We start from the raw sequence: 26,372 nt of genomic DNA, 5'->3' as shown, positions 1-26,372 counted from the left end.
GTTGTCGCGGCCAACCGAGAACAGCGCCCAGAGATGGGCGCCCCGATCTGGAGGACAATCAATGTCCACCCCCGTCGTCACCATGCGACAGCTGCTCGAAAGCGGCGTGCACTTCGGCCACCAGACCCGTCGCTGGAACCCGAAGATGAAGCGCTTCATCTTCACCGAGCGCAACGGCATCTACATCATCGACCTGCAGAAGTCGCTGGCCTTCATCGACAGGGCCTACGACTTCGTCAAGGAGACCGTCGCGCACGGCGGCACGATCATGTTCATCGGCACGAAGAAGCAGGCCCAGGAGGCCATCGCCGAGCAGGCCGCCCGCGTCGGCATGCCGTACGTCAACCAGCGCTGGCTGGGCGGCATGCTCACCAACTTCTCCACCGTGCACAAGAGGCTCCAGCGCCTGAAGGAGCTGGAGGAGCTCGACTTCGACAACGTGGCCGCCTCGGGGCTCACGAAGAAGGAGCTCCTCATGCGCCGTCGTGAGAAGGAGAAGCTCGAGCGCACCCTCGGCGGCATCCGGGACATGTCCCGGATTCCCAGCGCCGTGTGGGTCGTCGACACCAAGAAGGAGCACATCGGGATCAGCGAGGCTCGCAAGCTTCACATCCCGGTCGTGGCCATCCTCGACACCAACTGTGACCCCGACGAGGTCGACTACCCGATCCCGGGTAACGACGACGCCATCCGCGCCGTCGGCCTGCTGACCCGCGTCGTCGCCGACGCCGTCGCCGCCGGTCTCATGGCCCGCGCCGGTGCGGGCCGTGGTGGCGACGACAAGCCGGCCGTCGCCGGTGGCGCCGAGCCGCTGGCCGAGTGGGAGCAGGAGCTGCTGGCCGGTGGCGCCGAGAGCGCCCCGGCCGCCGAGGCCGAGGCCGAGGTCGTGGAGGCCCCTGCCGAGACCGAGGCCGCGGAGGCTTCCGCCGAGGCCGAGACCGTCGAGGCTGAGACCGCCGAGACCGCCGAGAAGCAGGCCTAGGTCATCTCCGTACGGCCTGGCCGTACGACCCGCAAGACCCTTCCGGGTGGGTGCCGCTCAGTCGGGGGCACCCACCCGATCCACGACGATTCCCACGAGGAAAAGACAATGGCTTCCGTGAACATGGCCGACGTCAAGCGGCTTCGTGAGCTGACCGCCGCCGGCATGATGGACTGCAAGAAGGCTCTTGAGGAGTCCGAGGGCGACTTCGACCGCGCGGTCGAGCTCCTCCGTCTCAAGGGTGCCAAGGATGTCGGCAAGCGTGAGGCTCGCACCGCCTCCAACGGCCTGGTCGCCCTGGAGCAGGACAGCGACTCGGCCGCCGCGCTGCTGGAGCTCAACTGCGAGACCGACTTCGTCGCCAAGGGCGAGCGTTTCCAGGAGCTCGCGGCCCAGGTGGTCAAGCACGTCCTGGCTTCCAGGCCGACCGACGTGCCCTCGCTGCTCGAGTCCGAGCTCGACGGCAAGAGCGTCAAGACGCACCTCGACGAGGCCAACGCCGCGCTCGGCGAGAAGATCGAGATCCGCCGGTTCGCCGTGCTCGAGGGCGGTTTCATCGGCTCCTACATGCACAAGACCGACCCCCAGCTTCCCCCGGCGGTCGGCGTGCTCGTGCAGCTCGACACCCCGAACGCCGGTGTCGCCAAGGACATCGCGCAGCACGCTGCCGCGATGGCCCCGAAGTACCTCAGCCCCGCCGAGGTCCCGGCCGACGTCATCGAGAAGGAGCGCGCGCTCTTCGAGGAGATGACCCGCGAGGAGGGCAAGCCCGAGGCAGCCATCGGCAAGATCGTCGATGGTCGCATCAACGGCTGGTACAAGGACTTCACCCTTCTTGAGCAGTCCTTCGTCAAGGACAACAAGAAGTCCGTCGCGAAGTTCGCGGACGAGAATGGTGTCAAGGTCCAGGCCTTCATCCGCTTCAAGGTTGGCCAGGCCTAATTCCAGACACCCGCTCTTTACGCAGAGCACCAAACGAGGAGGCCGCCGCCGTGCAGGAGAATCCAGGACCCGCCACGTCGGCGGTTTCTTCGTACTCGGACCCGCTTCGCTGGAAGCGGGTGATGTTGAAGCTGTCCGGCGAGGCGTTCGCCGGCGGCGAGCCGCTGGGCATCGACCCGGCGGTCGTGGGTCACCTCGCGGACTCGATCGCCGAGGCCGTCCGAGGTGGCGTCCAGGTCTCGGTGGTCGTGGGCGGCGGCAACATGTTCCGGGGTGCCGCCCTCTCCGAGCGCGGCATGGACCGGGCGAGGGCCGACTACATGGGCATGCTCGGTACGGTCATCAACTGCCTGGCCCTCCAGGACTTCCTGGAGAAGCGGGGTGTCGACACCCGCGTCCAGACGGCCATCACCATGCAGCAGGTCGCCGAGCCGTTCCTGCCCCGCCGTGCCATCCGTCACCTGGAGAAGGGCCGAGTGGTCATCTTCGGGGCGGGGCTCGGCTCGCCGTTCTTCTCCACCGACACCTGCGCCGCGCAGCGAGCGCTGGAGATCGGCGCCGAGGCTCTGCTCAAGGGCACCCAGGTGGACGGCGTCTACGACGCCGACCCTCGTAAGAACCCCGATGCCGTCCGGTTCGACCACCTCGAATATGGTGAGGTGCTGACCCGCGGACTGGGAGTCATGGACGCCACCGCCATCAGTCTGTGCATGGACAACAACCTTCCCATCGTGGTCTTCGACCTCATGGGTGAGGGCAACATCCTGCGGGCCGTGCGCGGTGAGAAGATCGGCACGCTGGTAAGTCCGGCACGTTAGGGAGCGAGCCCGACGTAGCGAGCGGAGTGGTGCGCGAGGTAGGAGCGTGCCGCGAAGTGAGTGAGGAGTGGTGAGTGACCAGGAGACAGGGAGCGAGCCCGACGTAGCGAGCGGAGTGGTGCGCGAGGTAGGAGCGTGCCGCGAAGTGAGCGAGGATGGTGAGTGACCGAGAAGACAGGGAGCCGCTGTGATCGACGATACTCTCCTCGAAGCCGAGGAAAAGATGGACAAGGCCGTGTCGGTGGCGAAGGAAGACTTCGCAGGCATCCGCACCGGTCGGGTCACCCCGTCGATGTTCAACAAGATCAGCGCTGAGTACTACGGGACGCCCACCCCCATTCAGCAGCTTGCCTCGTTCCACGTGCCCGAGGCGCGCATGGTCATCATCCAGCCTTTTGACAAGAGCTCGATGGCCGCGATCGAGAAGGCGATCCGCAACTCGGACCTCGGTGTGAACCCTGGTAACGACGGAGCGGTGATTCGGGTGGCCTTCCCCGAGCTGTCGGAGGAGCGCCGCAAGGAGTACATCAAGGTCGCCAGGAACAAGGCGGAGCACTCCAAGGTCTCCATCCGTAACATTCGTCGTAATGCCAAGGAGATCCTGGACAAGCTGGTCAAGGATGGCGAGGCCGGTGAGGATGAGGTACGCCGGGCGGAGAAGGAGCTTGACGACCTCACCCAGAAGCATGTCGCCAAGATTGACGAGTTGCTCAAGCACAAGGAATCCGAGCTGCTTGAGGTTTGATCCATGGTCCTTGTCCCGCGCGGGCGCTCCGTGCGGGACAAGGATTTTGTGTATGTATGAAAGTAGGACCCCCTGTGGAACCCGTGGCGGGCAGTAGCCGTACCGGCCGGAATCTTCCCGTTGCGGTGGCGGTAGGTCTCGCCCTGGCGGTGGCGGTCATCGGCTCCCTCTACTACGTAAAGGAGCTCTTCCTTGTCGTGGTGATCGCGGCGGTGGGCGTCGGAGTGACGGAGCTGGTCAGGTCGTTCGAGACCAGGGACATCAGGATCCCGCTGATCCCGGTTCTGGCCGGCATGGCCGCCATGCTGACCGGCGCCTACTGGGGCGGGCCCGCCTGGCTGGTCGGCGTCTTCGCGATGACCGTGCTGGTGTTGATGATCTGGCGGATGTTCCTGGGCACCGAGAACTACGTCCGTGACATCACCGCGACCATCCTGGTCGTCGTCTACCCATCCTTGCTCGCCGGGTTCGTGGCACTGCTTCTCGCCCACCCGACCAAGGGTGCGGACCTGGTGGTCGTCTTCATCGCCACCACGGTCGCGAGCGACATCGGTGGATATTTCGCTGGGATATCCCTTGGCAGGCACAAGATGTCCCCGACGATCAGTCCGAAGAAGACCTGGGAGGGCTTCGCCGGGTCGGCACTGGCCTGCATGGCCGTGGGCGGCTGGCTGGTGGCGTGGCTGCTGAAGGACGACATCTGGAAGGGTGTCCTCATCGGCGCGGTCGTGGTGGTCTTCGCCACCCTCGGTGACCTGGTCGAGTCGGTGATCAAGCGCGACCTCGGCGTCAAGGACATGAGCAGCGTGCTCCCCGGCCACGGTGGCATGATGGACCGCCTCGACTCCCTCGTCGTGGCGCTGATTCCGGTCTGGGTGCTGTTCACCCTGCTGCTGTGAAGAGGCTCATCTCGTCCCGGTGAGCCGGGTCGCCGACAGGTGCGGAAGCACCGCCCGGTAGCCCTCGGCCGAGACCAGGTTCAGCTCGTCCGGCGTGATCGGGATGAGCCAGAGCCACTGGACGGAGTCCCCGCCGAAGGAGAAGCCCGACAGGTCGGGCAGCCCCGGCAGCCCGGTCAGCATCATGACCCCGCCGTAGGCGGAGCCGAGCGGGAAGGTCTCCGGCCGGTGGTACCACCTGGCGGTGTGGCCGTGGCCCAGCCAGGTGACCGAGTGCCAGGGGTACTGTCCCAGCCACAGGAAGAGCCGGGCCGCGTCACGGGCGTCGCCGGGGGAGGCGACGGCGAGCTCCACCCGGGCATAGGCGTCGGGCCGGTCGATGTACTGCTCGACGGTGGGCATCCGCTGGCAGCTCATCCCGACGGTGGACAGGATCGTGTACTCCCTGCCCCGCTCCGGCGGTCGCTCGGTGATGCCCACCGTGGGCATCCGCTCGCCCCCGGCGTCCCAGAACCGGCCCGCGGTGCCGACCCTGCGGTCCAGATGGCCCATCACGAACTGCTGGAACGACGCCCAGGCGCCGTCGCCGCCCCGCCACTCCCAGTAGGCGCGGGCCTTGGCGATCCGGGAGGCCAGGCCGTCATGGGCCTCCTCCAGTGACCAGGCGAGCGGGGACTCGCCCAGCGCGTCGCGGCAGTAGCCGGGCATTCCCCGGTGCATGTCCGCCCAGCCGGGAATGACCGCGAGCAGCTCTTCGTTCTCGTACAGGGCGACGCCGTCGCCCTCCTCGAACCACAGCGCCCGCAGCGTGCCCAGGGGGCCTCTGCCGTCAGGGTGCCGGGTGTTCGCCCGGGGAGCGGTCGGCGGGAGTGCGGAGTCCAGACGGTCCTGGTCGAGCCCCTCGGGAGCGGGGCCGTGATTGGCCAGCCAGACGGCTCCGTGCACCTCCCCCTGCGATCCGCACAGGTAAGCTACCGAGGAAGTCTCGTCGCGTTCGACCACCAGGGTGCGGCTCCGGTAGGGATTGACGTCGGTGAGCACGACCTCGACGCCGTCTCCCCGCTCTCCTGTGGGGCGGTTTGTCGCCATACCTCCGGACTCTAGATTACGGTCGGGCACCGCTTCGAGTATTCGCGTAACCGTCGAGAGAAGGCATTGGACGTGTCGACTGCCAGTCCGTCCGGGACCCCCGTACCCGGCCAGCTCACCTTTGTGGCGCCGCGCCGGGCCAAGCCCGCCCGCCACCTGGCCGACCTGACCATGGCCGAGCGCCGGGCGGCGGTCGCCGAGCTGGGCGAGAAGCCGTTCCGTGCCGACCAGCTCTCCCGGCACTACTTCGAGAAGCTCAACGGCGACCCCGCGCTGATGACGGATCTTCCGGCCGCCGCCAGGGAGAAGTTCGCCGCCGCGTTCTTTCCCAGCCTGCTGACCTCCGTCCGGGAGATGACCACCGACGCCGGCACCACCCGTAAGACGCTGTGGCGGCTCTTCGACGGCGCGCTGGTCGAGTCGGTCCTGATGCGCTACAGCGATCGCACGACCATGTGCGTGTCCTCGCAGGCGGGCTGTGGCATGAACTGCCCGTTCTGCGCCACCGGACAGGCGGGCCTGACCCGCAACATGACCACCGCCGAGATCGTCGAGCAGGTCGTCGCCGGAGCGCGGGCGCTGGCCGCCGGTGAGGTTCCCGGCGGTCCCGGGCGGGTCAGCAACGTGGTCTTCATGGGCATGGGCGAGCCGCTGGCCAACTACAAGGCCGTGGTCGGCGCCGTCCGCCGCATGGTCGAGCCCGCGCCCGACGGCCTGGGCATCTCCGCCAGGGGCATCACCGTCTCCACGGTCGGCCTGGTTCCGGCGATCGGCAAGCTCGCCGGGGAGGGGCTGCCGGTGACGCTGGCGCTCTCGCTGCACGCTCCCGACGACGAGCTCCGCGACACCTTGGTGCCGATCAACACCCGGTGGAAGGTCGCCGAGGTCCTCGACGCGGCCTGGGACTACGCGGCCAGGACCAAGCGCCGGGTCTCCATCGAGTACGCGCTGATCAAGGACATCAACGACCAGGAGTGGCGGGCCGACCTGCTCGGCAAGCTGATCAAGAACAAGCTCGTGCATGTCAACCTGATCCCGCTCAACCCGACCCCGGGTTCCAAGTGGACCGCCTCCCGGCCCCAGGACGAGCGGGCCTTCGTCCGGCGCCTGGAGTTCCACGGTGTGCCGGTGACGGTCCGCGACACCCGCGGCCGCGAGATCGACGGCGCCTGCGGCCAGCTCGCCGCCGCCGAGTAACCCCCTTTTCCTTACGGCTGCGCCCCCGAGGCGCCGACCGCCGCCCGGCGCACTCCCGCCGGGCGGCGCTCCTCTCCCGTCCGCGCTCCCCGCCGCATCGTCGTCCGGCGCGGCGCGGCTCGTCCGGACGTGGTGACGGCCATGTCGATCCGGTCAGCGCATCGCCGCGCTGCCCGGCCTGATCCGGATGGATCCCCACCCCGCCCGGCATGTCCACGCTCGATGTCACGTCACGCATGCGGTCACGGCCTATCCGGACCAAGCGTCGAGAAAGGCATGCCGCCAAACGCCACGAGTCGAAGCTCGGTAGTCGTTCAGGGGTTCAGGCGGCGGATGCGCGCGTACAGGACGAGACTTGCGGCGGTCCAGAAGAGGGTGGCGGCGGAGACGGGGAGCAGGATCTCGTCGAGCAGGCCGGCGTTGGCGGCGCGCATCCAAGGCATGATCGGCACTGAGAGGTGGCCCACGGGGGTGAGGCTGATCAGCAGCAGGGCGAGGTAGCCGCCGAAGAGGGCGAGCATCGAGACGGCGGGGGAGGCCAGGATCGATCGGCTGGTCAGCGCGCCCAGCGCGGTCCCGGCGCTCACGCCGAGCGCGTGCAGCGCGATACCGCTTGCCAGGTCGGCGGGTGCGGGCATGGCGGCGAAGCCGTGGATCAGCGGGAGCCCGATCGCGATCGTCGCCATACCGAGGTTGACGGTCAGCGCGGCGAGCAGCCCGGCCCCGATCTCGCGGCCCGGCCGTCCGGCCGCCGTCATGGAGATCAGCCGTTGCGTCGGGGGCTCGGTGTCGAGCAGTCCCCGGGCGGCCCAGGCGAAGACGAGGATCAGCAGTCCGGCCGAGTCGGCGTAGGCGGACAGCTCCTTGCCGGGCGGGGTCAGCGTGGAGTAGAAGATGGCCAGCATCATCAGGAGCCCGATCATCGGCTGGAACAGCCGGTGCGATCGGGCGTAGGCGGCGAGCTTGAAACGTACGAGGTGGATCATGATGACCGCCTGGTGAGGTAGCCGTCGGCGCGGAGCTTCTGCTCGACCTCGTCGGCGTCGTCCACGTCCACGATCACCTCGATGACCATCTGCCGGGACGATCCTTCCGAGGCGTCCCGGGGAACCAGGGGAAGCGGTCGCGGTTCTTCGTAGGTGTCTCGGGGGGAGAGAACGGGCTGGGAGGGGGCGTCGGGGCCGGGTGTGGAAAGCGCTGAGGGCTCGTGGGTGCCGACGGTGACGTTGCCGTCCGCGACGAGCCAGTGCTCGGCGCCGGGGAAGTCCTGGAGTTGCTTCTGGTGGTCGCTGACCACGACCGTCCCGCCGCGTGCGGCGATCTCTTCGATGATCACGGGAAGTTCGGTGCGGGTCTGCTCGTCGAGCCCGGCGAAGGGCTCGTCCAGGATCAGCAGGTCCGGCGGGGCCAGCAGCGACTGGATGAGTCCGATCTTCTGCGCGCTGCCCTTGGACAGGTCGTCGAGTGGCTGGTCCAGCAGGTGGGTCGCGTTCAGGCGTCCCGCCAGGTCCCCGGCGGCGGAGGTGGCGGAGATGCCCCGGATTCTGGACATGTGGGTCAGGTAGGCGGCGACGGTGAACGGCTGGTCCACCGGGAACACGTCGGGGGCGTAGCCGACGACGTCGGGCCGGTCGGTGATCGAGCCCCGGGACGGGGGGACGAACCCCGCCATCAGGCGCAGCAGCGTCGACTTTCCTGCGCCGTTGCGGCCGGTGACCTCGATGACGGAGCCGGGACGGAGCGTGAGCTCGACATCCCGCAGGATCCAGGGGCTGCGCCGCGAGTATCGGAAGGACAGCATGGAGAGCCGCATAAGCCGCAACCATACCGCGATCATCCGCCGGACCCGGTTGATGGAGCGGATGGCGCCCGGGTCAACGGTGATCCACTGCGGGTCTGCGTAGGCGCTGCCCCAGCGGGTGGCCGCGTTGCCGTCCACCGCGTTCGCCGCGACGTGCGCGCTGCCGCTCTCCACGCTGGAGGTCGTGACCGGCTTGCCCCGCGTCCGCGTCCTCCGTGGCGACCGTCGTGAAGCCTCCTGCCGCGCCGAGCCGCTGGATGGCGGACGAGCCAGCGAAAGCGGAAATAGGTCGTGGGTGTTACGTGCGATTCACGCATGATGATCTTGATACATCGGATGTATGTATTTGCGGCACTCGGTAATCTCTGGCCGGGATGGACAAAATACGGCCTGGTCAGCGACTTGCCGCGAGTATCTGGCCGGTTTTTCCTATCCAAGGGGGATATTTCACGTCTTGACGTATCTAGACATCCGATGTTAACTACGGCTGACAGGTCCGATCTACCAACTGTGAAGCAGGGGTCCACTTTGTGGTGGCAGTCGTCCCGGTGACGGATCTGCACCTACGGGGAGGTCAAGGATCCGCCACCGGTCGCCGATTGCCGGCGGCGGCTCACCGACTCCCGGCGTGCTCCCCCCTGCAGCACGTCACCCGCTCACCGGAACGTCCCGCCCAAGCGACCCGCTCTCACCCAGCGGAGGCGTCGGCACGTAGGTGGGTGAGTCGCGCGCTTGGTCAAGACGGGGCGGCGTGGCCGCCGTCCCCGGTGGCGATTAAGGAAGATCATGTCGAGAAAACCAGTACGCCTCTTACTCGTGTGGTTCCTCGTGACATGCCTGGCCTCGGCCGGCATGGCCGCGCCGGCGTGGGCGGCACCGGGTGACACGGCCTTCGACCAGACGACCGGGGCTCTGAAGGTCGACTACGGGTCGTACCTGTCGAAGCACGACATCGTCTACAACCGCCCCAACACCAACCCGATCCAGGGCCTGACCGTCGGTAACGGCCGTACCGGGGCCATGGCCTGGAACCAGAACGGGCTGACGATGCAGGTGTCGGGGGTGGACCTGTCGCCGCAGTCGACCTACGCGGCGGGCCTGGCGAACCTCAGCACCAACCCGGCCATGGACACCGGGTACACGACCTTCCAGCAGCGACTGTCGCTGTACGACGGGACGCTGACCACCAAGTACGACTCCAACCGGACCGTGACCGTGATGGGGTCGCCGAACTCCGAGGTCATGGGCATCCACGTCGAGGACACCCGGGGCGGCGTGTCCAACGTGGCGTTCGACCTCAGCATGTGGGACCCGGCCACCGTCCAGAACATCGCGGACGTGCCCGACCTGAACACCTGGCGGACGATCTCCACCTTCTCCGACGCCGGGGTGGCCGGATTCAGCAGAGGCCAGACCGACGCAGGCGGCTTCGGCTACACCATGGCCGCCACCGTCGAGGGCGCGAACTTCACCACCCAGGTCGTGGACGGCAGGAGGGTACGGCTGAACATCACGCCCACCTCCAGCTACACGATCTGGTTCACCGCCGCCAGCCGGATCAACGCCCCCAACCGAGACTCGGTCGCCCAGGCTCGCAGCCAGCTCACCTCGGTCAAGAACACCGGCTACGCCAACACGTTCAACAACTACCGCAACTGGTGGCACGCGTTCTGGGCCAAGTCGTTCGTCCAGTACTCCAACTCCTCCCGCGACGCGGACTACATGGAGAACGTCTACTACCTCAGCACGTACATGATCGCCGCGGGCGGCTACGGCGACTACCCGCTGCACTTCATCAACGGTGTCTTCCGCGCCACGCAGGACAACTCCAAGTGGAGCAACGCCTACTGGTACTGGAACCAGCGAGACGTCTACAACTCCTTCCTGGCCTCCAACCACACCGACCTGATGAACACCTTCAACCGGCTCTACAGCCGTAACTACAACGCGCTGAAGTCGTACACGACGACGAGGTACGGGATCGACGCCCTGTGGGTGCCCGAGACCATGGGCTGGGACGGCAACGCGCGCGGCACGATCAACAGCGACTACACCAAGAACATCCTGACGACCGGCTACCAGGCCGCCCACAACATGTACCTGCAGTACCGCTACACCAACGACGCGAACTACCTGCGGGACGTGGCGTACCCGTACATGCGGGAGACCGCGAAGCTCTACAAGGGCCTGCTGTCCTTCGACGGGCCGACCGGCAAGTACTACATGGCCAACTCCAACTCCCACGAGACGTACTGGAACGTCCGCAACGCGATCACCGACCTGGCCGCGGTGCGCAGTATCTTCCCGCTGACGATCCAGGTCAGCCAGCAACTCGGTCTCGACAGCGGCCTGCGTGCCGACTGGCAGAACATCCTGAACAACCTGACCGCCTACTCCGTGGTCAACGGTGCCTACCAGCCGCACCAGCCGCCGATCTCACAGACGAGGAACAACGAGAACGTCGCCTCCGAGCTGATCTGGCCGTACAACATCACCGGCATCGGCTACCCCGACTACCAGACCGCGGTGAACACCTGGAACCAGCGGCCGTTCCCCTACGGCAACGTCTGGTCCAACGACGCGGTCCAGGCGGCCCGTCTCGGTCTCGGTGACCAGGCGTACCAGGGCATGAGGACGATGCTGCAGAAGTACCAGAACCACCCCAACGGCATGACCACCAACACCAACGGCGTCTTCGAGTATCTCGGCGTGCACCTGTCGGCGCTGAACGAGTCGCTCATGCAGAGCTACAACGACAAGATCAGGGTGTTCCCGGCGGCGCCGGGCGACTCCTCCTTCGTCGGCAAGTTCACCCTCCTGGCCAAGGACGGCTTCCAGGTCAGCTCCGAGCGCGAGGCCGGGGAGATCAAGTACGTCGGGCTCAGGAGCCTGCACGGCAAGCAGGCCACGGTGGTCAACCCCTGGGGCACCCAGCAGATCAGGGTGCGCCGCGCCTCCGACAACGCCGTCCTGACCACCGTCTCCGGTGGCGAGGTCTCCTTCGCCACCGCCGCCAACACCGTGTACGTCGTGGAGCGGACCGCCAAGCCGCTGAGCGGTTACGCCTCGACGACGCTGACCGGATCAGCCAACCAGGGCGTCAAGGCGCTGAGCGGCACCGCCTCCACCCTGGGTCTCCCGGGGGGTACGACCGGCACCGGGACGATCAGCCTGCGTTCCAAGGCCAACGGTCTCTACGTCACCGCCTCCAGCGGCTCGCCGCTGATCGCGAACGGGACGTCCAACGGGACGGCGCAGCAGTTCGACCGCGTCGATCTGGGCAACGGCAACGTGGGTCTCCGGGCGAAGATCAACAATCAGTTCGTGGCCGCCGAGGGCGCCGGAGCCCAGGCGCTGATCGCCAACCGCCCCTCCGCCGGGCCTTGGGAGACCTTCCAGCTCAGCACCAACCCGGACGGCTCGGTCAGCCTCAAGGCCCAGGTAAACGGCAAGTTCGTGTGCGCCGAGGGCGGCGGAGCCCAGGCGCTGATCGCCAACCGTGACGCGGTCGGCCCCTGGGAGCAGTTCGACCTGATAAATAACTAAATCAGCTGATTTTCCGGAAACCGAGTTCGGTGGGCTCGGTTTTCGCTGTTCCCGACGGTTACCCGATCTGTCGGGCCCGGCCGCTGTCGTCCTCGCGGGGTTATCCGACCTCGCCGGGCGCCGAGGCCGTTCCCGCGGGACTCGACACCCGCCGGAACGCCCGGATCCGCGCCCGCCCCTGACGTCTCGCTTTTATCCGGTGATCCCCTTCAGAATGGATGCGTCGGGTAAGGGCCAATCGGGGAGATGCGAAAGGATGCGGGGTTGAACCGCTTTCCACGGGTTCTCGGGGTGCGTACGGGATATGACCCCGATCAGGTGGATCTGCTGGTCCGCCGGATCGAGGGCACCCTCGGCAGGGGCACCCCGGAGGGGGAGCCGATCACCGCGGACGAGATCCGCGAGGCCCGTTTCCGCACGAAGCTCGGCGGCTACCACGAGATCGCCGTCGACTTCGCGCTGGAGGCCTTCATCGTGGCGATCGAGACCCGGCCCACCGGGGCGGACGGGCGGCCGATCGTTCCCGCGCGCCGGCAGCCCGTGCCCTGGCCGACCGCGCCCCAGGAACAGCAGTGGGCACAGCGCGCTGAACCGCCGCTCCGGGATCCGGGGGCCGCCGAGCGGGAACCGGCGGCCGTCGTCCGGGCCGTGTGGGAGCCGGTGGCCGGCGGGCTGCCGGAACCGCTCGGCGCCGATGAGATCGAGGAGCACGCCGTCCGGGTCGAGCGGGCCGCCTTCAGACCCGGACGGCTCGGCATGGGCTACAACGAGGACCAGGTCGACACCTTCCTCGACCGGATCGTGGCCACCCTGCGCGGCACCACCGACCAGCCCCTCACCCCCGATGACGTGCGCGGAGCGAGGTTCGCCACGGTGCTGCTGAGGCCGGGCTACGCGGTCGGCCAGGTCGACGAGTTCCTCGCCGACCTGGCGGGCGTCCTTGAGTCCCACCTCGGCCGTTGAGGTGTCAGTGGGTGCCCCAGGAGTAGGTCTGCTTGTGAAGCTTGAGGTAGACGAAGGTCTCGGTGGCGCGGACCGTGGGGATGGCCCGGATCTTGCCGAGGATCTCCAGGAGGTGCCGGTCGCTCTCGCAGACGACCTCGACCATGATGTCGAGCGACCCGGCGGTCAGCACCACGTAGTCGATCTCCTTTATGGCCGACAGCTCGTTGGCCACGATCTCCAGGTCGCCCTCGCACTTGATGCCGATCATGGCCTGGCGGGAGAAGCCCAGGGTCAACGGGTCGGTCACCGCGACGATCTGCATGACCCCCGCGTCGATCAGGCGCTGGACCCGCTGGCGTACCGCGGCCTCGGACAACCCCACGGCCTTGCCGATAGCGGCATAGGGCTTGCGCCCGTCCGCCTGTAGCTGTTCGATGATCTGCTTGGAGATCTCGTCGAGGACGACGGGGCCTGACCTGGCGTCGTTGTCGCGGCGTACCTTGGGCGGCGTCGTCATCCGCGCTCCCTGGCGTCATATTGCGGGGCTGTTTCCGGCGTGTTGCGGCTCCGATGCGACATGCTGTCGGTTTCGGGCCGTCTGTCAAGCGATTTCGTAGCAATTTGGTATCTTAACAACGAAATCCCTTGTCGTATGGTTCTTGCTCTGTAAGAGTCGCGACAACTCAGCCCCGATCCATAGGAGGCCGACGGTGACCACCCCGGTTGAGACCAGTGAGCTCCCCCGCCTGAGAAACTACGTCAACGGTGAGCTCGTGGAGGCTCGGAGCGGCCGGTTCTCCGACGTCATCGACCCCTGCACCGGAGAGATCTACCTTAGTGCTCCCATCTCCGGACAGGAGGACGTCGACGCCGCCTACGCCGCCGCCGCCGCCGCGTTCGAGTCGTGGAGTCAGGCCACTCCGGGCGAGCGCGCCAACCTGCTCCTGAAGGTGGCCGACGCGATCGAGGCGCGGGCCGAGGAGCTGAACGAGGCCGAGTGCCTCAACACCGGCAAGCCGCGCGCCCGGATGGCCGAGGACGAGACCCCGGTCGCCGCCGACCACTTCCGCTTCTTCGCCGGCGCCGCCCGCACGCTGGAGGGGCCGACCTCCGGTGAGTTCCTGGCCGAGCACACCTCGGTCATCAGGCACGAGCCGATCGGCGTGGTGGGCCAGGTGACGCCGTGGAACTACCCGATGATGATGGCGGTCTGGAAGATCGCCCCGGCGCTCGCCGCGGGTAACACCGTCGTGCTCAAGCCCTCCGACACCACTCCCGTCTCCACGGTCAAGCTGGCCGAGATCCTCGGCGAGGTCCTGCCGAAGGGTGTCTTCAACGTCGTCGTCGGCGACCGGGAGACCGGCGCGCTGGTCGTCGGCCACCCGACCGCGTCGATGGTCGCGATCACCGGTTCCGTCGGCGCCGGCATGGCCGTGGCCAAGAGCGCCGCCGAGGACCTCAAGCGGGTCCACCTGGAGCTGGGCGGCAAGGCGCCCGTCATCGTGTTCGACGACGTCAAGGACCTCAAGGCCGCCGCCGAGTCGATCGCCACCGCGGGCCTGTACAACGCCGGCCAGGACTGCACCGCGGCCTGCCGCGTGCTGGTCCACGAGGAGGCCCACGACGAGTTCGTCGCCGCGCTCACCGAGGCGGTGGCGAACACCGTGACGGGCGACCTCTCCGACACGGAGGCCCTGTACGGCCCGCTCAACAACGCCGAGCAGCTGGCCCGCGTCACCGGCTTCCTCGACCGGGTCCCCGGTCACGCCAAGGTCCTGACCGGCGGGAACCGGGTCGGTGAGCGGGGCTACTTCTTCGCCCCCACGCTCGTCGACGGCTTGAAGCAGGACGACGAGATGGTGCAGAACGAGGTGTTCGGGCCGGTCATCACGGTCCAGACCTTCTCCGACGAGGCGGACGCGGTGGCCAAGGCCAACGACGTCAGGTACGGCCTGTCGGGCTCGGTGTGGACCTCCGACCACGGCCGGGCGATGCGAGTGTCGAACCGTCTCGACTTTGGTGTCGTCTGGGTCAACACTCACATCCCATTCGTCTCAGAAATGCCACACGGAGGCTTCAAGCACTCCGGTTACGGCAAGGATTTGTCCGTTTTTGGACTGCACGACTACCTTCGCGTCAAGCACGTCATGCACTACATCGGCGAATAGCCGCGAACAGAGGGATAAGCCTGGCATGACCGAAATCCAGGTGGGTGCGGAGGCGGCCGACGCCGCCTCCCGCTCGCCCCAAATGCCCGCGATCGAACTTGATGGGGTCGTCAAGGAGTATGTCTCCCACGGCGAGGTCGTCCAGGCGGTCAAGGGTGTCACCCTGACGATCGCCGAGGGGGAGTTCTTCTCCCTCCTCGGCCCCTCGGGCTGCGGCAAGACCACCACCATGCGCATGATCGCCGGGTTTGAGGATCCGTCGCGGGGCAACGTGCGGCTGCACGGCCAGGATGTCACCGACGTCCCCCCCAACAAGCGCGACGTCAACATGGTCTTCCAGTCGTACGCCCTCTTCCCGCACATGAACGTCTGGGAGAACGTCGCCTTCGGCCTGCGGCGCAAGAAGGTGGCCGAGGCCGAGATCAAGCGCCGCGTCGGCGAGATCCTGGAGATCGTCGATCTCACCGGGCGTGAGAAGCGCCGCCCCCGTGAGATGTCCGGGGGCCAGCAGCAGCGGGTCGCCCTGGCGCGGGCCCTGGTCAACAACCCCCGCGCGCTCCTGCTGGACGAGCCGCTCGGCGCCCTCGACCTCAAGCTCCGCCAGGCCATGCAGATCGAGCTCAAGCGCATCCAGCGCGAGGTCGGCATCACCTTCGTGTACGTCACCCACGACCAGAGCGAGGCGCTCACCATGAGTGACCGCATCGCGGTCATGAACGACGGCATGGTCGAGCAGCTGGGCACTCCGAGAGAGATCTACGAGCGGCCGGCAACCGCCTTCGTGGCCGGATTCATCGGCACGTCCAACCTGCTCAACGGCACCGTCGACCGTCTCCAGTCCGGTTTCGCGGTGCTTAAGCTGGGCGATGAGGACCAGGTGCTCGCCGAAGGCGGATCGTTCACCGCCGGGGAGCCGATCGCGATCACGGTGCGCCCGGAGAAGATCAGTATTTCCACCGAGGAGCCCACCGGAGACCTCAGCGTTGTACGAGGCGTCGTCTCCGAGGTGGTCTACCTGGGGCTCTACAACTCCTACACGGTCGGCCTGGCCCAGGGGGCAGAGGTGACCGTCTTCCAGCAGAACGCACTCGACAGCACGAGTACGGCGGAGCGTGGCGACGCCGTGTGGTTGTCGTGGCAGCCGCACCACTCGTACGCGATCGGAAGTTGAGCACGCTATGGATCCCCGCATGAACCCCGCCTTCCTGCGTGGCATGACGCAGAGCCGCTCCGTCACCCGCCGTGACGCCCTCCGCCTGGGGGGAATGTCGGCCGCCGCTCTCGCCCTCACCGCCTGCGGCGTGCAGGGCAAGAAGGTGGAGGCGCCCCAGAAGGACGCCGTCGACGAGTACTGGGGCTCCAAGAAGAAGAACGGCACGCTGCGCTTCGCCAACTGGCCGCTCTACATCGACAAGGACGGCAAGCGGTACCCGTCCCTGGAGATGTTCGAGGCCGACACCGGCATCAAGGTGACCTACACGGAGGCCATCCAGGACATCCCCACGTTCTTCGGCAAGATCCAGCCGCTGCTCGCCGCCAACAACGACATCGGCTACGACCTGATGGTCCTGACCAACGGCCTGCAGCTGTCCAAGGCCATCGCGCTGGGCTACCTCGTCCCGCTCGACCACGCCAAGCTGCCGAACTTCGCCGCCAACGCCAGCTCCGTGGTCAAGAACCCCACCTGGGACCCGAACAACGCCCACACGGTCCCGTGGGCGGGCGGCCTGACCGGCATCGCCTACAACCCCAAGTACGTGAACGAGGTCAAGAGCATCGCCGACCTCTGGAACCCCAAGTACAAGGGCAAGGTCGGCATGATGCTCGACACCCAGGAGGTCGCCAACTTCGGCATGTTCGCCCTGGGCATCGACCCTGACAAGTCGACCGAGGCCGACTGGAAGAAGGCGGGGGAGAAGCTCAAGCAGCAGCGCGACGCGGGTCTGGTGCGCAAGTACTACGAGAACGACTACGTCGACGCCCTCGCCAGGGGAGACATCTGGATCACCATGGCCTGGTCGGGTGACATCTTCCAGCAGGTCGCCGAAGGCAAGGACCTGAGGTTCGTGGTGCCCGAGGAGGGCGGCACGATCTGGACGGACAACCTGTGCATCCCGAAGACCTCGCAGAACCCGGTCGACGCGCTGACCTTCATGGACTACGTCTACCAGCCGAAGATCGCCACGATGCTGGTCGAGTCCATCAACTACATCACGCCGGTCTCCTCCGCCAAGGACCTGGTCCTCGCCGACGCCGCCAAGGCCACGGGCAAGGAGAAGGCCGCGCTGGAGCAGATCGCCGAAAGCCCGATGATCTTCCCCTCGGAGACGGACATGGCCAAACTGCGGTCGTACAAGAAGCTGGAACCGGCGGAGGAGAAGATCTTCCAGGACATCTTCCAGCCGATCACGCAGGGTTAGGCCGATGAGAGAGCGAACCAGTCGGGAAGGGGCAAGCGGCCGGTGAAACGCCTCGCCCCCTACCTGCTCATCCTGCCCGGCGGACTCTGGCTGGCGATCTTCCTGGTGGTGCCGATGGTCTTCATGGCCTCGGTCTCCACCCAGGAGGGCGACGTGGTCAACGGGTTCGCCCAGACGTTCAACTTCTCGGTGTACGGCGACGCCCTGACGCAGTACCAGACCCAGTTCCTGCGCTCGGCCGGGTACGGTCTGGTCGCGACCGTCGTCTCCATCGCGCTGGCCTACCCGATGGCCTACTGGATCGCGTTCAAGGGCGGCAACCGCAAGTCCACCTACCTGCTGCTGGTGCTGCTGCCGTTCTTCGTCTCGTTCGTGCTGCGCACGGTGTCCTGGCGGTTCCTGCTCGCCGACGACGGCATGCTGCTCTCGCCGCTCAAGTCGGCAGGGCTGCTGCCCGAGGACTTCCACGTGCTGCAGACGACGTTCGCGGTGATCGGCGGCCTGGTCTACAACTACCTGCCGTTCATGATCCTGCCGATCTACGTCGCGCTGGAGCGGGTGGACCCCAAGGTGGTCGAGGCCGCCCAGGACCTGTACGCGGCCAAGCGCGAGGCGTTCACCAAGATCGTGCTGCCGCTCTCGCTGCCCGGCGTGTTCGCCGGGGTGCTGATGACGTTCGTCCCGATGACCGCGGACTACGTCAACGCGGGCATCCTCGGCGGCCCGGAGAACACGATGATCGGCAACATCATCCAGACCGAGTATCTGGTCAACAACGACTACCCGACCGCCGCCGCGCTGTCGTTCACGCTGATGGCGGCGATGCTGATCGGTATCTTCGCCTACGCCAAGGCGCTCGGCACCGAGAACGTCCTGGAGGCGGCGGCCCGATGAGCCCTGACACCCTCCGCAGGACCAGGAACGGTGAGCGACCGTGAGCATCAGCGAATCCGATGTCGTGAACGGGGTGGACGCCGGCCCGCCCGCCGGGCGGAGGTCCCCGCTGAACACGAGGCGGCTGGGTGACCGGTTGCTCAAGGTCTACGTCTGGCTGATCATCGCCTGGCTGTTCCTGCCGATCGCCGTCATGATCGTGTTCGGCTTCAACGACACCCAGAGCAAGTCGAACGTGACCTGGCAGGGCTTCACCCTCAGGTGGTGGGGCCGCCTGGACGAGTATCCGGAGCTGGTCACAGCGGTGGTCAACTCGCTCAAGATCGCCGTGCTGGCCACAGTGATCACGACGCTGATCGGCACGCTCATGGGCCTGGCCCTGGGCCGCTACCGCTTCCGCGGGCAGGGCGCGACCAACCTGGTGATGTTCGCCGCGATCGCCTCGCCCGAACTCGTCATGGGCGCCTCGCTGCTCTCGCTGTTCATCAGCGCCGGCGTGCAGACCGGCTTCGCGACGGTGGTCATCGCGCACGTGCTCTTCTCGCTCTCCTTCGTGGCGATCACCGTGCGCGCCCGGGTGATCGGGCTCGACCGGTCGATCGAGGAGGCGGCGCGCGACCTGGGCGCGTCCACCTGGACGACGTTCTGGCGGGTCACCTTCCCGATGATCCTGCCCGGTGTCGTCTCCGGCGCGCTGCTGGCCTTCGCGCTCTCCATCGACGACTTCGTGATCACCCAGTTCACCAGTGGTGCCACCCAGACGTTCCCGCTGTGGATCTGGGGTGCCACCCGTATCGGGGTGCCGCCTCAGGTCAACATCCTCGGGACGCTTATATTCGCGGTAGGCGTCGCCATCGCCGTGTTCAACACGGTCAACGCGCGCCGCCGCACCTAGCCGCCGTCAAGCCCCGTGCCCTCACCGGGTGGCGCGGGGCTTCGGTGTATCCGGATGCCCGCAAGGACATCCATGACAGAACATCCACGGCACAGAACAGGGAGGCGAGATCGGATTCAGGCGGGGGGAACCCGCGCGTGATCTTCACGACCACGCGATACACACAGAGAAAACCTGACTCACGTAGGGAAGTGAGATTTGTGGATCCGCTGAAGGCTCTTGCTGATGCGGAGCGCAAGCCGTACTGGCTCGACAGTCCGGCGAAACCCGAGCCGCTGGCGCGGCTCTTCGGTGAGACGAGCGCCGACCTGGCAGTGGTCGGCGGAGGATTCTCAGGGCTCTGGACCGCCCTGATGGCAAAGGAACGCGACCCGTCACTTGACGTCGTCCTGCTTGAGGGACGGAGGGTCGGCTGGGCGGCCTCCGGTCGCAACGGTGGCTTCGCACTGGCAACGCTCACCCACGGTCTCGCCAACGGGCTGGAGCGCTGGCCCGAGGAGATCTCCACGCTCGAACGCCTCGGTGTCGACAACCTCGACGAGATCGGCGAGGCCATAGCCAGGTACGGCATCGACTGCGGCTACGAGCGCACCGGCGAGCTGCACGTGGCCGCCGAGCCGTGGCAGCTGGAGGAGATGAACCGGAGTATCGACATCGCCCGTGAGCTGGGCGCCCGCTTCGACGTCCTCGACGCGGAAGAGGTCCGGGCGGAGGTGAACTCGCCCACCTACATCGGCGGCCACTGGGATCGCGACGGCTGCGCCATGCTCGACCCCGCCCGGCTGGCCTGGGGGCTTCGGGAGGCCTGCCTCTCGGTGGGCGTGCGCATCTATGAGCGCACGCCGGTACGCACCATGAAGGACACCCCGACGAGCCTGGACCTGCTCACCCCGCACGGCCTGGTCAGGGCGCGCAACGTCGCGCTCGGCACCGGGGTGTTCCAGCCGCTGCTGCGGCGGCTGAGGCACCTCCTCGTGCCGGTCTACGACTACGCGCTGATGACCGAGCCGCTCTCCGCCGACCAGCTGGCCTCGGTGGGCTGGCAGAACCGGCAGGGGGTCGGGGACGCGGCCAACCAGTTCCACTACTACCGGCTGACCGAGGACAACCGGATCCTCTGGGGCGGCTACGACGCGGTCTACTACAACGGCGGCATGATCAAGCCCGAGTACGAGCAGCGTGACGAGACCTTCGTCAAGCTGGCCGAACACTTCTCCAGCACCTTCCCCCAGCTGTCCGGGCTGCGCTTCACCCACAGGTGGGGCGGGGTCATCGACACCTGCAGCCGGTTCAGCGCCTTCTACGGCCGGTCGCACGGCGGGCGCCTGGCCTACGCCGCCGGATACACCGGTATGGGCGTCGGCGCGACCCGGTTCGGGGCGAACGTCATGCTCGACCTGCTCGCCGGGACACGGACCGAGCGGACCGAGCTGCGGATGGTCAAGGAGAAGCCCGTCCCGTTCCCGCCCGAGCCGGTCCGCTCGGTCGGGATCCAGATGACCCGCTGGTCGATCGCCCAGGCAGACCTGCACCAGGGCCGCCGCAACCTCTGGTTGCGCACCCTGGACCGGATGGGCCTCGGGTTCGACTCCTAGGGACTGTCCCCGGCCCCGGCCGGGGACGGTCGTTGGCTTCCGGCACGCGGGCCGTACAGACTTGCACCATGTCGGAAAAGGTGAAGTTCACCGCCGGCGGGGTCACCCTCGCCGGCGACCTGCGGGTCCCGGTGGCACCGGGCCCGCACCCCGCCCTGGTCCTCACCGGCCCGTTCACCGGAACCCGGGACCAGGTCACCGGCCTGTACGCGTCCCGGCTGGCCGGAGCGGGATATGTGACGCTGGCGTTCGACCACCGCAACTGGGGCGAGTCGGGTGGCGAGCCGCGCAACCACGAGGACGCGCAGGGCAAGCTGGAGGACCTGCGGGCCGCGGTCTCGCTGCTGCGCTCGCGGCCCGAGGTGGACGTCGGCAGGATCGGCGCGGTCGGGATCTGCCTCGGCGCGGGCTACGCGCTCAGGTTCACCGCGTTCGACCCCCGGGTGAAGGCGTTCGCGGGCGTCGCGGGGGCGTACAACAACCCCTACGGCATGCGCGCGGGGATGTCGCCCGACGGATACCAGCGGGCGCTGGCCTCCTTCACGGAGGTGCTGGAGCGGCAGGACAGGAGCGGTGAGGTGGAGTACCTGCCCGCGGTGGCCGAGGAGGGCGAGGCGGCCATGCCGGGCGACGAGCCGTTCGCCTACTACGGCACCTCCCGAGGCGCCTCGGCGCACTGGAGCAACACGGTGACCCGGGCCTCGGTCCGAGAGCTGATCATCCTGGACAACATGACGGGTGCCGACTTCCTGTCACCCAAGCCGGGCCTTGTCGTGCACGGTGTGGTCGACCGCTTCTGTTCGCCCGAGGGCGCCGAGGAGGCCTACCGGCGGATGGACGACCCCAAGAGGCTGGTCTGGCTGGACACCCGGCTCCATATCGACCTCTACGACACCGAGCCACACGTCACCCGGGCGGTCGAGGCGGTCGCCGCGTTCTTCGGAGAGCACCTCTGAACGCGATGTGCGTCCTCGGACTGGACGTCGGCGGTACGTCCTCACGGGCGCTCCTGATCGACGCCGACGGCCGGCGGGCCGGATACGGCGTGGCCGGGGGCGGCAACCCGGCGGCCCACGGCAACGCCGTCGCCGTCGCCAACATCGGCCTGGCCCTGCGGCAGGCCCTGCACGGGACCGACCCGGGCCTGGTGGCGGGGGCGGTCATCGGGATGGCGGGCGCCGGGGCGCTGGACCGCCTGGTGTTCGACCCCATGTGGGCCTCGGCCGGCCTGCGCGTCCGGCCCCGGCTCACCGGCGACCTGGGCATCGCCTTCGCCGCCGGTACGGCGGAGCCGCGCGGCACCGTGCTCATCGCCGGGACCGGGGCGATCGCCGCCAGGATCGAGGACGGCGAACCCGTGTTGATCGCCGACGGGCTCGGCTGGCTCCTGGGCGACCAGGGCTCCGGCTTCTGGCTGGGCAGGCAGGCGGCCCGCGCCGCCGCCCACGCCCTCAGCCGGGGGGAGGCGGGCGGGACGTTGACCCGCCTCGTCGTCGACGCCCTGCTGGAGGGCGAGCCGCTCCCGCGGGGGAGGAGAACGGCTGGGCAGGACGGGCCCGCCGAGCAGGGCGGTGGGGCCGGGGGGACAGCGGCGGAGGAGATGCGGGTGCTGGCGATCAAGCTGGTGGTCCGCGCCCAGTCGCGGCCCACGCTGGAGCTGGCCAGGCTCGCCCCGCTCGTCAGCCGGGCGGCGGCCGAGGGCGACCCGGTCGCCCTGGAGATCGCCTCCACCGCTGCCCGGCTGCTCTGCGAGACGGTGGCCGAGGTCCGCCCGGCGGGTGAGACGAGCCCGATCGTGCTGGCCGGGAGCGTGCTGACCGGCGAGGGACCTGTCGGCCCCGCGGTACGGGAGAAGCTGGGGGCCGCGACGGTCCTGGCGGGTGACGGCGCGGGTGCGGCGGCGTGGCTGGCCGGGCGGGAGGCGTTCGGCTGGGACCCGGCGACCGCCGCGCGGCTGCACGCCCGCATCGTCTCCGGCGACTGATCCCGGCGGTCGGCCGGGAGCGAACGCGCTCTCGGCCGGGTCGCCCCTCGCCACCGGAGAGGAGACCGGCTCGTTTCCGGAACGAACCGTACCGGCCTGAAAACCGGAGCAGACCTGTCAGCCGTCGCCGGAACCCGAGCGGAGTGGATCGGCGTCCCGGCCGTCCGGGGCGGTGGCGCCGCGCCCGACGATGGGTCGCAGCACGTCCAGCACCGTCGGGTCCTCGATGGTCGAGGGGACGGGTTCGTCGGAGCCCTCGGCGATGCCGCGCATGGTCTTGCGCAGGATCTTCCCCGACCTGGTCTTCGGCAGCGCCGGGACCACGTCCACCTGTTTCAGCGCCGCCACCGCGCCCACCTGCTCGCGGACGGCCAGGATCAGCTCGGCCCGCAGGGTCTCGACCTCGACCGTCGCCCCGCTCTTCAGCACCACGAAGCCACGCGGGACCTGCCCCTTCAGCTCGTCGGCGACCCCGATCACCGCGCACTCGGCCACCGCCGGGTGCGCGGCCAGCACCGCCTCCATGGACCCCGTCGACAGCCGGTGCCCGGCCACGTTGATCACGTCGTCGGTGCGGCCCATCACGAAGAGGTAGCCGTCCTCGTCGAGGTAGCCGCCGTCGCCGGTCAGGTAGTAGCCGGGAAAGGCCGACAGGTAGGACTTCACATAGCGCTCGTCGTCCTGCCAGAGCGTGGGGAGGGTGCCGGGTGGGAGCGGGAGCCGGATGCAGATCGCTCCCTCCTCGCCGGAGGCGCACTCGGCGCCCGAGGACCGCAGCACGCGCACGTCGTAGCCGGGGACGGGCACGGTGGGGGAGCCCGGCTTGATCGGCATGGGTTCCAGGCCGCGCAGGTTGGCCGCGACGGGCCAGCCGGTCTCGGTCTGCCACCAGTTGTCGACGACCGGGACGCCGAGCTTCTCCGCCGCCCAGTGATAGGTGTCGGGGTCCAGGCGCTCCCCGGCGAGGAAGAGCGTCCGCAGCGACGAGATGTCACGGCCGCGCAGCAGGGCCGCCTCCGGGTCGGTCTTCCTGATCGCGCGGAACGCGGTCGGCGCGGTGAACAGCGCGTTCACCCGGTGCTCGGCGATCACCCGCCAGAACGCGCCCGCGTCGGGGGTGCCGACCGGCTTGCCCTCGTACAGCACCGTCGTGGCGCCCCGCAGCAGCGGCCCGTACACGATGTAGGAGTGCCCGACCACCCAGCCGATGTCGGACGCCGCCCAGAACACATCGCCGGGCGCGATGTCGTAGACGTTGGCCATGCTCCACAGCAGCGCCGCCGCGTGCCCGCCGTTGTCGCGTACGACGCCCTTCGGCAGCCCGGTGGTGCCGCTGGTGTAGAGGATGTAGAGCGGGTCGGTCGCCTTCACCGGCACGCACCCGGCGGGTTCGGCCGCAGCGTCGGCCCAGTCGACGTCCCGCCCGGGCACCAGCTCCGCCGGTGCCTGCTCGCGCTGGAGGATCACGCAGTGCGCGGGCCGGTGCCCGGCCAGGTCGAGCGCGGCGTCGAGCATCGGCTTGTACGGCACCACGCGGGTGGGCTCGATCCCGCAGGAGGCCGAGACGACCACCTTGGGGCGCGCGTCGTCGATCCTGGCCGCCAGCTCTTTGGGCGCGAACCCGCCGAACACCACCGAGTGCACGGCTCCCAGCCGCGCGCACGCCAGCATGGCGATCACCGCCTCGGGCACCATCGGCATGTAGATCACCACCCGGTCGCCCTGCTCCACCCCGAGGTGGCGCAGCACCCCGGCGAACCTGGCGACCTCGTCGCGCAGCTCGGCGTAGGTGTAGCGCCTGCCGGTGCCGGTCACCGGGCTGTCGTAGATCAGCGCGACCCGGTCGCCGTGGCCCGCCTCGACGTGCCGGTCCAGCGCGTTGTGGCAGGTGTTCAGCTCCCCGTCGGGGAACCACCGGTAGAAGGGCGGCGCCCCGGAGTCCAGCACCTCGCGCGGGGGCCTGCTCCAGGTGACCGCCTCGGCGGCCTCGGCCCAGAAGTCCTCCGGGTCGGTGATGCTGCGGGCAAACGCGTCAGCGTACGACATCAGGCCATCATGCTCTCCTGGGGGGCGCCCGGTCGAGGCCCCTCTCCGACCCTCGCGTGCGGAGTGACATGAAGGCGGGCTCGGTCATCCCATCACCGTGCCCGTCGAGTCCGCGTTGTGCGGCCGGGCACGACCGAAGGCGGCGAGCCCTATCTCCAACCCGGTGTGCTCACCGACGACGCGGCTCTCACCGTCGATCACGGCCCGCATCAGGCGCCCGACCATGGGGGCGTTCTTGAACTGGTTGCCACTGGTCCCGATCGCGACGTAGAAGCCCGCGCGTTCCGTGCCATCGTAGATCGGGGTCCAGTCCTCGGTGACGTCGTAGACGCCGGCGATGCCGGTCGGCCTGCCGGGCACACCGAGGTCGGGAAGGCGGCGGGCGGCACGCGTGACCTGTGCCTCGAAGACCTGCCGGGTGGGGTTGGGATTGATGGCGTCGGGATCGTCGACCCACTGCAGCTCGTCACACTCGGGCTCGGTGCCGCCGACCAACAGCCCGTCACCCGGGGCGCCCCGCAGATAGATGCCGAGGTCGAGGTCGGCGATGCACGGGCCGATGCCCTCGCCGTTGTAGCCGGCCGGCGCGGGCATGTGGTGCACCTCCTGGCGCATCGGCCGGACGGTGACCGACCAGCCTGCGCCGACGCCCGCCAGCGCGTTCAGCTTGCCGGACCACGGCCCGGCCGCGTTGATGACGACGGGCGCGCTCACGGTCGTGCCGTCGTCGAGCCGGACACCGCTCACCGCACCGTCGCCGAGGACGGCGATCACCTGACGCCTGAACAGGAACTGCGCACCCCGCCGCTTCGCGCCGTTGGCGAGGTTGACGGCAGCCAGCCCCGGGTCGTCGACGAAGCCGGCGTCCGGGGTCCACAGCGCACCCAGGCGCTTGTCCGTGTCCTCCCAGAAGGCCGGATCCTCGATGCGCTTCGGGGGCCAGAACCGGCCAGGGTCGAGCCCGGGCATTCGGCGGGCCAGCTCGTCGGCCTCCCAAACCTCGTACGGGATCCCCGCCCGGTCGAACATCTCGAGGACACGGTCCATCGGCGCGATGTCGACGTCCATGAACACCTTGCCGACGCGGTGGAACTTCGCCATCCCGGCGTCGTCCACGCCCTCGAGGTGGTCGGCCCACCTCTCCCAGCAGTGCTTGGACTCCCAGGACAGCGCAATGCCGTCCCAGGTCGAGTAGTTGAACCGGATCACAGCGCTGGACGCGCTGGTCGACCCCTGGCCGGGCCCGCTCGCCTTGTCGACCACCACCACCGAGCGGCCCGTCTTGGCCAGCTCGAAGGCGATCGAGGAGCCGATCACGCCGGCACCGACCACCACTACGTCTGATGTCACACTCATGTGCAAAGTCTCGCCTCGTGTCAACGCAGGGTACACCGACGGCTGTCGAG

At 68.4% G+C, this 26,372-nt stretch carries 22 protein-coding genes; 16 read left to right on the top strand and 6 right to left on the bottom strand.

Annotated features, from left to right (window positions below; genetic code table 11):
* The first annotated feature begins 61 nt into the window (after positions 1-61).
* The 5 genes from rpsB (at position 62) to ACWD3H_RS31265 (ending at position 4,386) form a co-directional block, all read left to right on the top strand.
* Complete coding sequence (rpsB, locus tag ACWD3H_RS31285) at positions 62-982, top strand: 30S ribosomal protein S2 (RefSeq protein ID WP_451957545.1); 921 nt, start codon at positions 62-64, stop codon at positions 980-982.
* A gap of 108 nt (positions 983-1,090) precedes the next feature.
* Positions 1,091-1,924, top strand: a complete 834-nt coding sequence (gene tsf, locus ACWD3H_RS31280) for a translation elongation factor Ts (RefSeq protein ID WP_451957544.1) — start codon at positions 1,091-1,093, stop codon at positions 1,922-1,924.
* Between the two features lie 122 nt (positions 1,925-2,046).
* Complete coding sequence (gene pyrH, locus ACWD3H_RS31275) at positions 2,047-2,742, top strand: UMP kinase (protein ID WP_350924039.1); 696 nt, start codon at positions 2,047-2,049, stop codon at positions 2,740-2,742.
* Positions 2,743-2,929: 187 nt separating this feature from the next.
* On the top strand, positions 2,930-3,487 hold the full coding sequence (gene frr, locus ACWD3H_RS31270) for a ribosome recycling factor (protein WP_343971771.1): 558 nt from the start codon (positions 2,930-2,932) through the stop codon (positions 3,485-3,487).
* A 56-nt stretch (positions 3,488-3,543) separates the two neighbouring features.
* Complete coding sequence (locus tag ACWD3H_RS31265; protein ID WP_451957543.1) at positions 3,544-4,386, top strand: phosphatidate cytidylyltransferase; 843 nt, start codon at positions 3,544-3,546, stop codon at positions 4,384-4,386.
* Positions 4,387-4,392: 6 nt separating this feature from the next.
* On the opposite strand, the gene ACWD3H_RS31260 is transcribed toward ACWD3H_RS31265, so the two are convergent.
* On the bottom strand, positions 4,393-5,475 hold the full coding sequence (locus ACWD3H_RS31260; RefSeq protein WP_451957542.1) for a suppressor of fused domain protein: 1,083 nt from the start codon (positions 5,473-5,475) through the stop codon (positions 4,393-4,395).
* 72 nt (positions 5,476-5,547) lie between these two features.
* On the opposite strand from ACWD3H_RS31260, the gene rlmN reads away from it, so the two are divergent.
* Complete coding sequence (rlmN, locus tag ACWD3H_RS31255; protein ID WP_350924045.1) at positions 5,548-6,672, top strand: 23S rRNA (adenine(2503)-C(2))-methyltransferase RlmN; 1,125 nt, start codon at positions 5,548-5,550, stop codon at positions 6,670-6,672.
* Positions 6,673-6,986: 314 nt separating this feature from the next.
* On the opposite strand, the gene ACWD3H_RS31250 is transcribed toward rlmN, so the two are convergent.
* Both ACWD3H_RS31250 and ACWD3H_RS31245 read right to left on the bottom strand, forming a co-directional pair.
* Entirely contained in the window at positions 6,987-7,658 is a 672-nt protein-coding gene (locus ACWD3H_RS31250) for a hypothetical protein (RefSeq protein ID WP_451957541.1), read from the bottom strand.
* Positions 7,655-8,746 (bottom strand): ATP-binding cassette domain-containing protein, encoded by a 1,092-nt coding sequence (locus ACWD3H_RS31245; protein WP_451957556.1) that lies wholly within the window; start codon positions 8,744-8,746, stop codon positions 7,655-7,657. Before ACWD3H_RS31245 ends, ACWD3H_RS31250 begins: the two co-directional genes overlap by 4 nt.
* A gap of 513 nt (positions 8,747-9,259) precedes the next feature.
* Between ACWD3H_RS31245 and ACWD3H_RS31240 the strand changes: the two genes are divergently transcribed.
* Together ACWD3H_RS31240 and ACWD3H_RS31235 are read left to right on the top strand one after the other, a co-directional pair.
* On the top strand, positions 9,260-12,019 hold the full coding sequence (locus ACWD3H_RS31240; protein ID WP_451957540.1) for a glycosyl hydrolase family 95 catalytic domain-containing protein: 2,760 nt from the start codon (positions 9,260-9,262) through the stop codon (positions 12,017-12,019).
* A 264-nt stretch (positions 12,020-12,283) separates the two neighbouring features.
* Positions 12,284-12,982, top strand: a complete 699-nt coding sequence (locus tag ACWD3H_RS31235) for a DivIVA domain-containing protein (RefSeq protein ID WP_451957539.1) — start codon at positions 12,284-12,286, stop codon at positions 12,980-12,982.
* Positions 12,983-12,986: 4 nt separating this feature from the next.
* Here ACWD3H_RS31235 and ACWD3H_RS31230 read toward each other — a convergent pair whose 3' ends face one another.
* Positions 12,987-13,481 carry an Lrp/AsnC family transcriptional regulator gene (locus ACWD3H_RS31230; protein WP_451957538.1) on the bottom strand — a complete coding sequence of 165 codons (495 nt, stop codon included), beginning with the start codon at positions 13,479-13,481 and terminating at the stop codon, positions 12,987-12,989.
* Between the two features lie 193 nt (positions 13,482-13,674).
* On the opposite strand from ACWD3H_RS31230, the gene ACWD3H_RS31225 reads away from it, so the two are divergent.
* From ACWD3H_RS31225 to ACWD3H_RS31190, 8 genes are all read left to right on the top strand, one after another.
* Positions 13,675-15,132 carry a gamma-aminobutyraldehyde dehydrogenase gene (locus ACWD3H_RS31225; RefSeq protein WP_355553528.1) on the top strand — a complete coding sequence of 486 codons (1,458 nt, stop codon included), beginning with the start codon at positions 13,675-13,677 and terminating at the stop codon, positions 15,130-15,132.
* A 25-nt stretch (positions 15,133-15,157) separates the two neighbouring features.
* Entirely contained in the window at positions 15,158-16,303 is a 1,146-nt protein-coding gene (locus tag ACWD3H_RS31220) for an ABC transporter ATP-binding protein (protein WP_451957537.1), read from the top strand.
* 19 nt (positions 16,304-16,322) lie between these two features.
* Positions 16,323-17,552, top strand: a complete 1,230-nt coding sequence (locus tag ACWD3H_RS31215; RefSeq protein ID WP_451957536.1) for a polyamine ABC transporter substrate-binding protein — start codon at positions 16,323-16,325, stop codon at positions 17,550-17,552.
* 42 nt (positions 17,553-17,594) lie between these two features.
* Positions 17,595-18,446: an ABC transporter permease gene (locus tag ACWD3H_RS31210; protein WP_451957535.1), complete on the top strand. Its 852-nt coding sequence runs from the start codon at positions 17,595-17,597 to the stop codon at positions 18,444-18,446.
* A 124-nt stretch (positions 18,447-18,570) separates the two neighbouring features.
* On the top strand, positions 18,571-19,341 hold the full coding sequence (locus tag ACWD3H_RS31205) for an ABC transporter permease (protein WP_451957555.1): 771 nt from the start codon (positions 18,571-18,573) through the stop codon (positions 19,339-19,341).
* Positions 19,342-19,541: 200 nt separating this feature from the next.
* A complete protein-coding gene (locus ACWD3H_RS31200) occupies positions 19,542-20,936 on the top strand; it encodes an NAD(P)/FAD-dependent oxidoreductase (protein WP_451957554.1) in 1,395 nt (464 codons plus the stop codon).
* A gap of 68 nt (positions 20,937-21,004) precedes the next feature.
* Positions 21,005-21,892 (top strand): alpha/beta hydrolase, encoded by an 888-nt coding sequence (locus tag ACWD3H_RS31195; protein WP_451957534.1) that lies wholly within the window; start codon positions 21,005-21,007, stop codon positions 21,890-21,892.
* A 5-nt stretch (positions 21,893-21,897) separates the two neighbouring features.
* Complete coding sequence (locus ACWD3H_RS31190; RefSeq protein ID WP_451957533.1) at positions 21,898-22,920, top strand: N-acetylglucosamine kinase; 1,023 nt, start codon at positions 21,898-21,900, stop codon at positions 22,918-22,920.
* A 117-nt stretch (positions 22,921-23,037) separates the two neighbouring features.
* On the opposite strand, the gene ACWD3H_RS31185 is transcribed toward ACWD3H_RS31190, so the two are convergent.
* Together ACWD3H_RS31185 and ACWD3H_RS31180 are read right to left on the bottom strand one after the other, a co-directional pair.
* Positions 23,038-24,966 carry a propionyl-CoA synthetase gene (locus ACWD3H_RS31185; RefSeq protein ID WP_451957532.1) on the bottom strand — a complete coding sequence of 643 codons (1,929 nt, stop codon included), beginning with the start codon at positions 24,964-24,966 and terminating at the stop codon, positions 23,038-23,040.
* An 84-nt stretch (positions 24,967-25,050) separates the two neighbouring features.
* Positions 25,051-26,322 (bottom strand): NAD(P)/FAD-dependent oxidoreductase, encoded by a 1,272-nt coding sequence (locus ACWD3H_RS31180; RefSeq protein ID WP_451957531.1) that lies wholly within the window; start codon positions 26,320-26,322, stop codon positions 25,051-25,053.
* Between the last annotated feature and the right edge of the window lie 50 nt (positions 26,323-26,372).

Source organism: Streptosporangium sp. NPDC002607, assembly GCF_053592655.1.
This window is presented reverse-complemented; position numbering and strand designations above follow the sequence as displayed.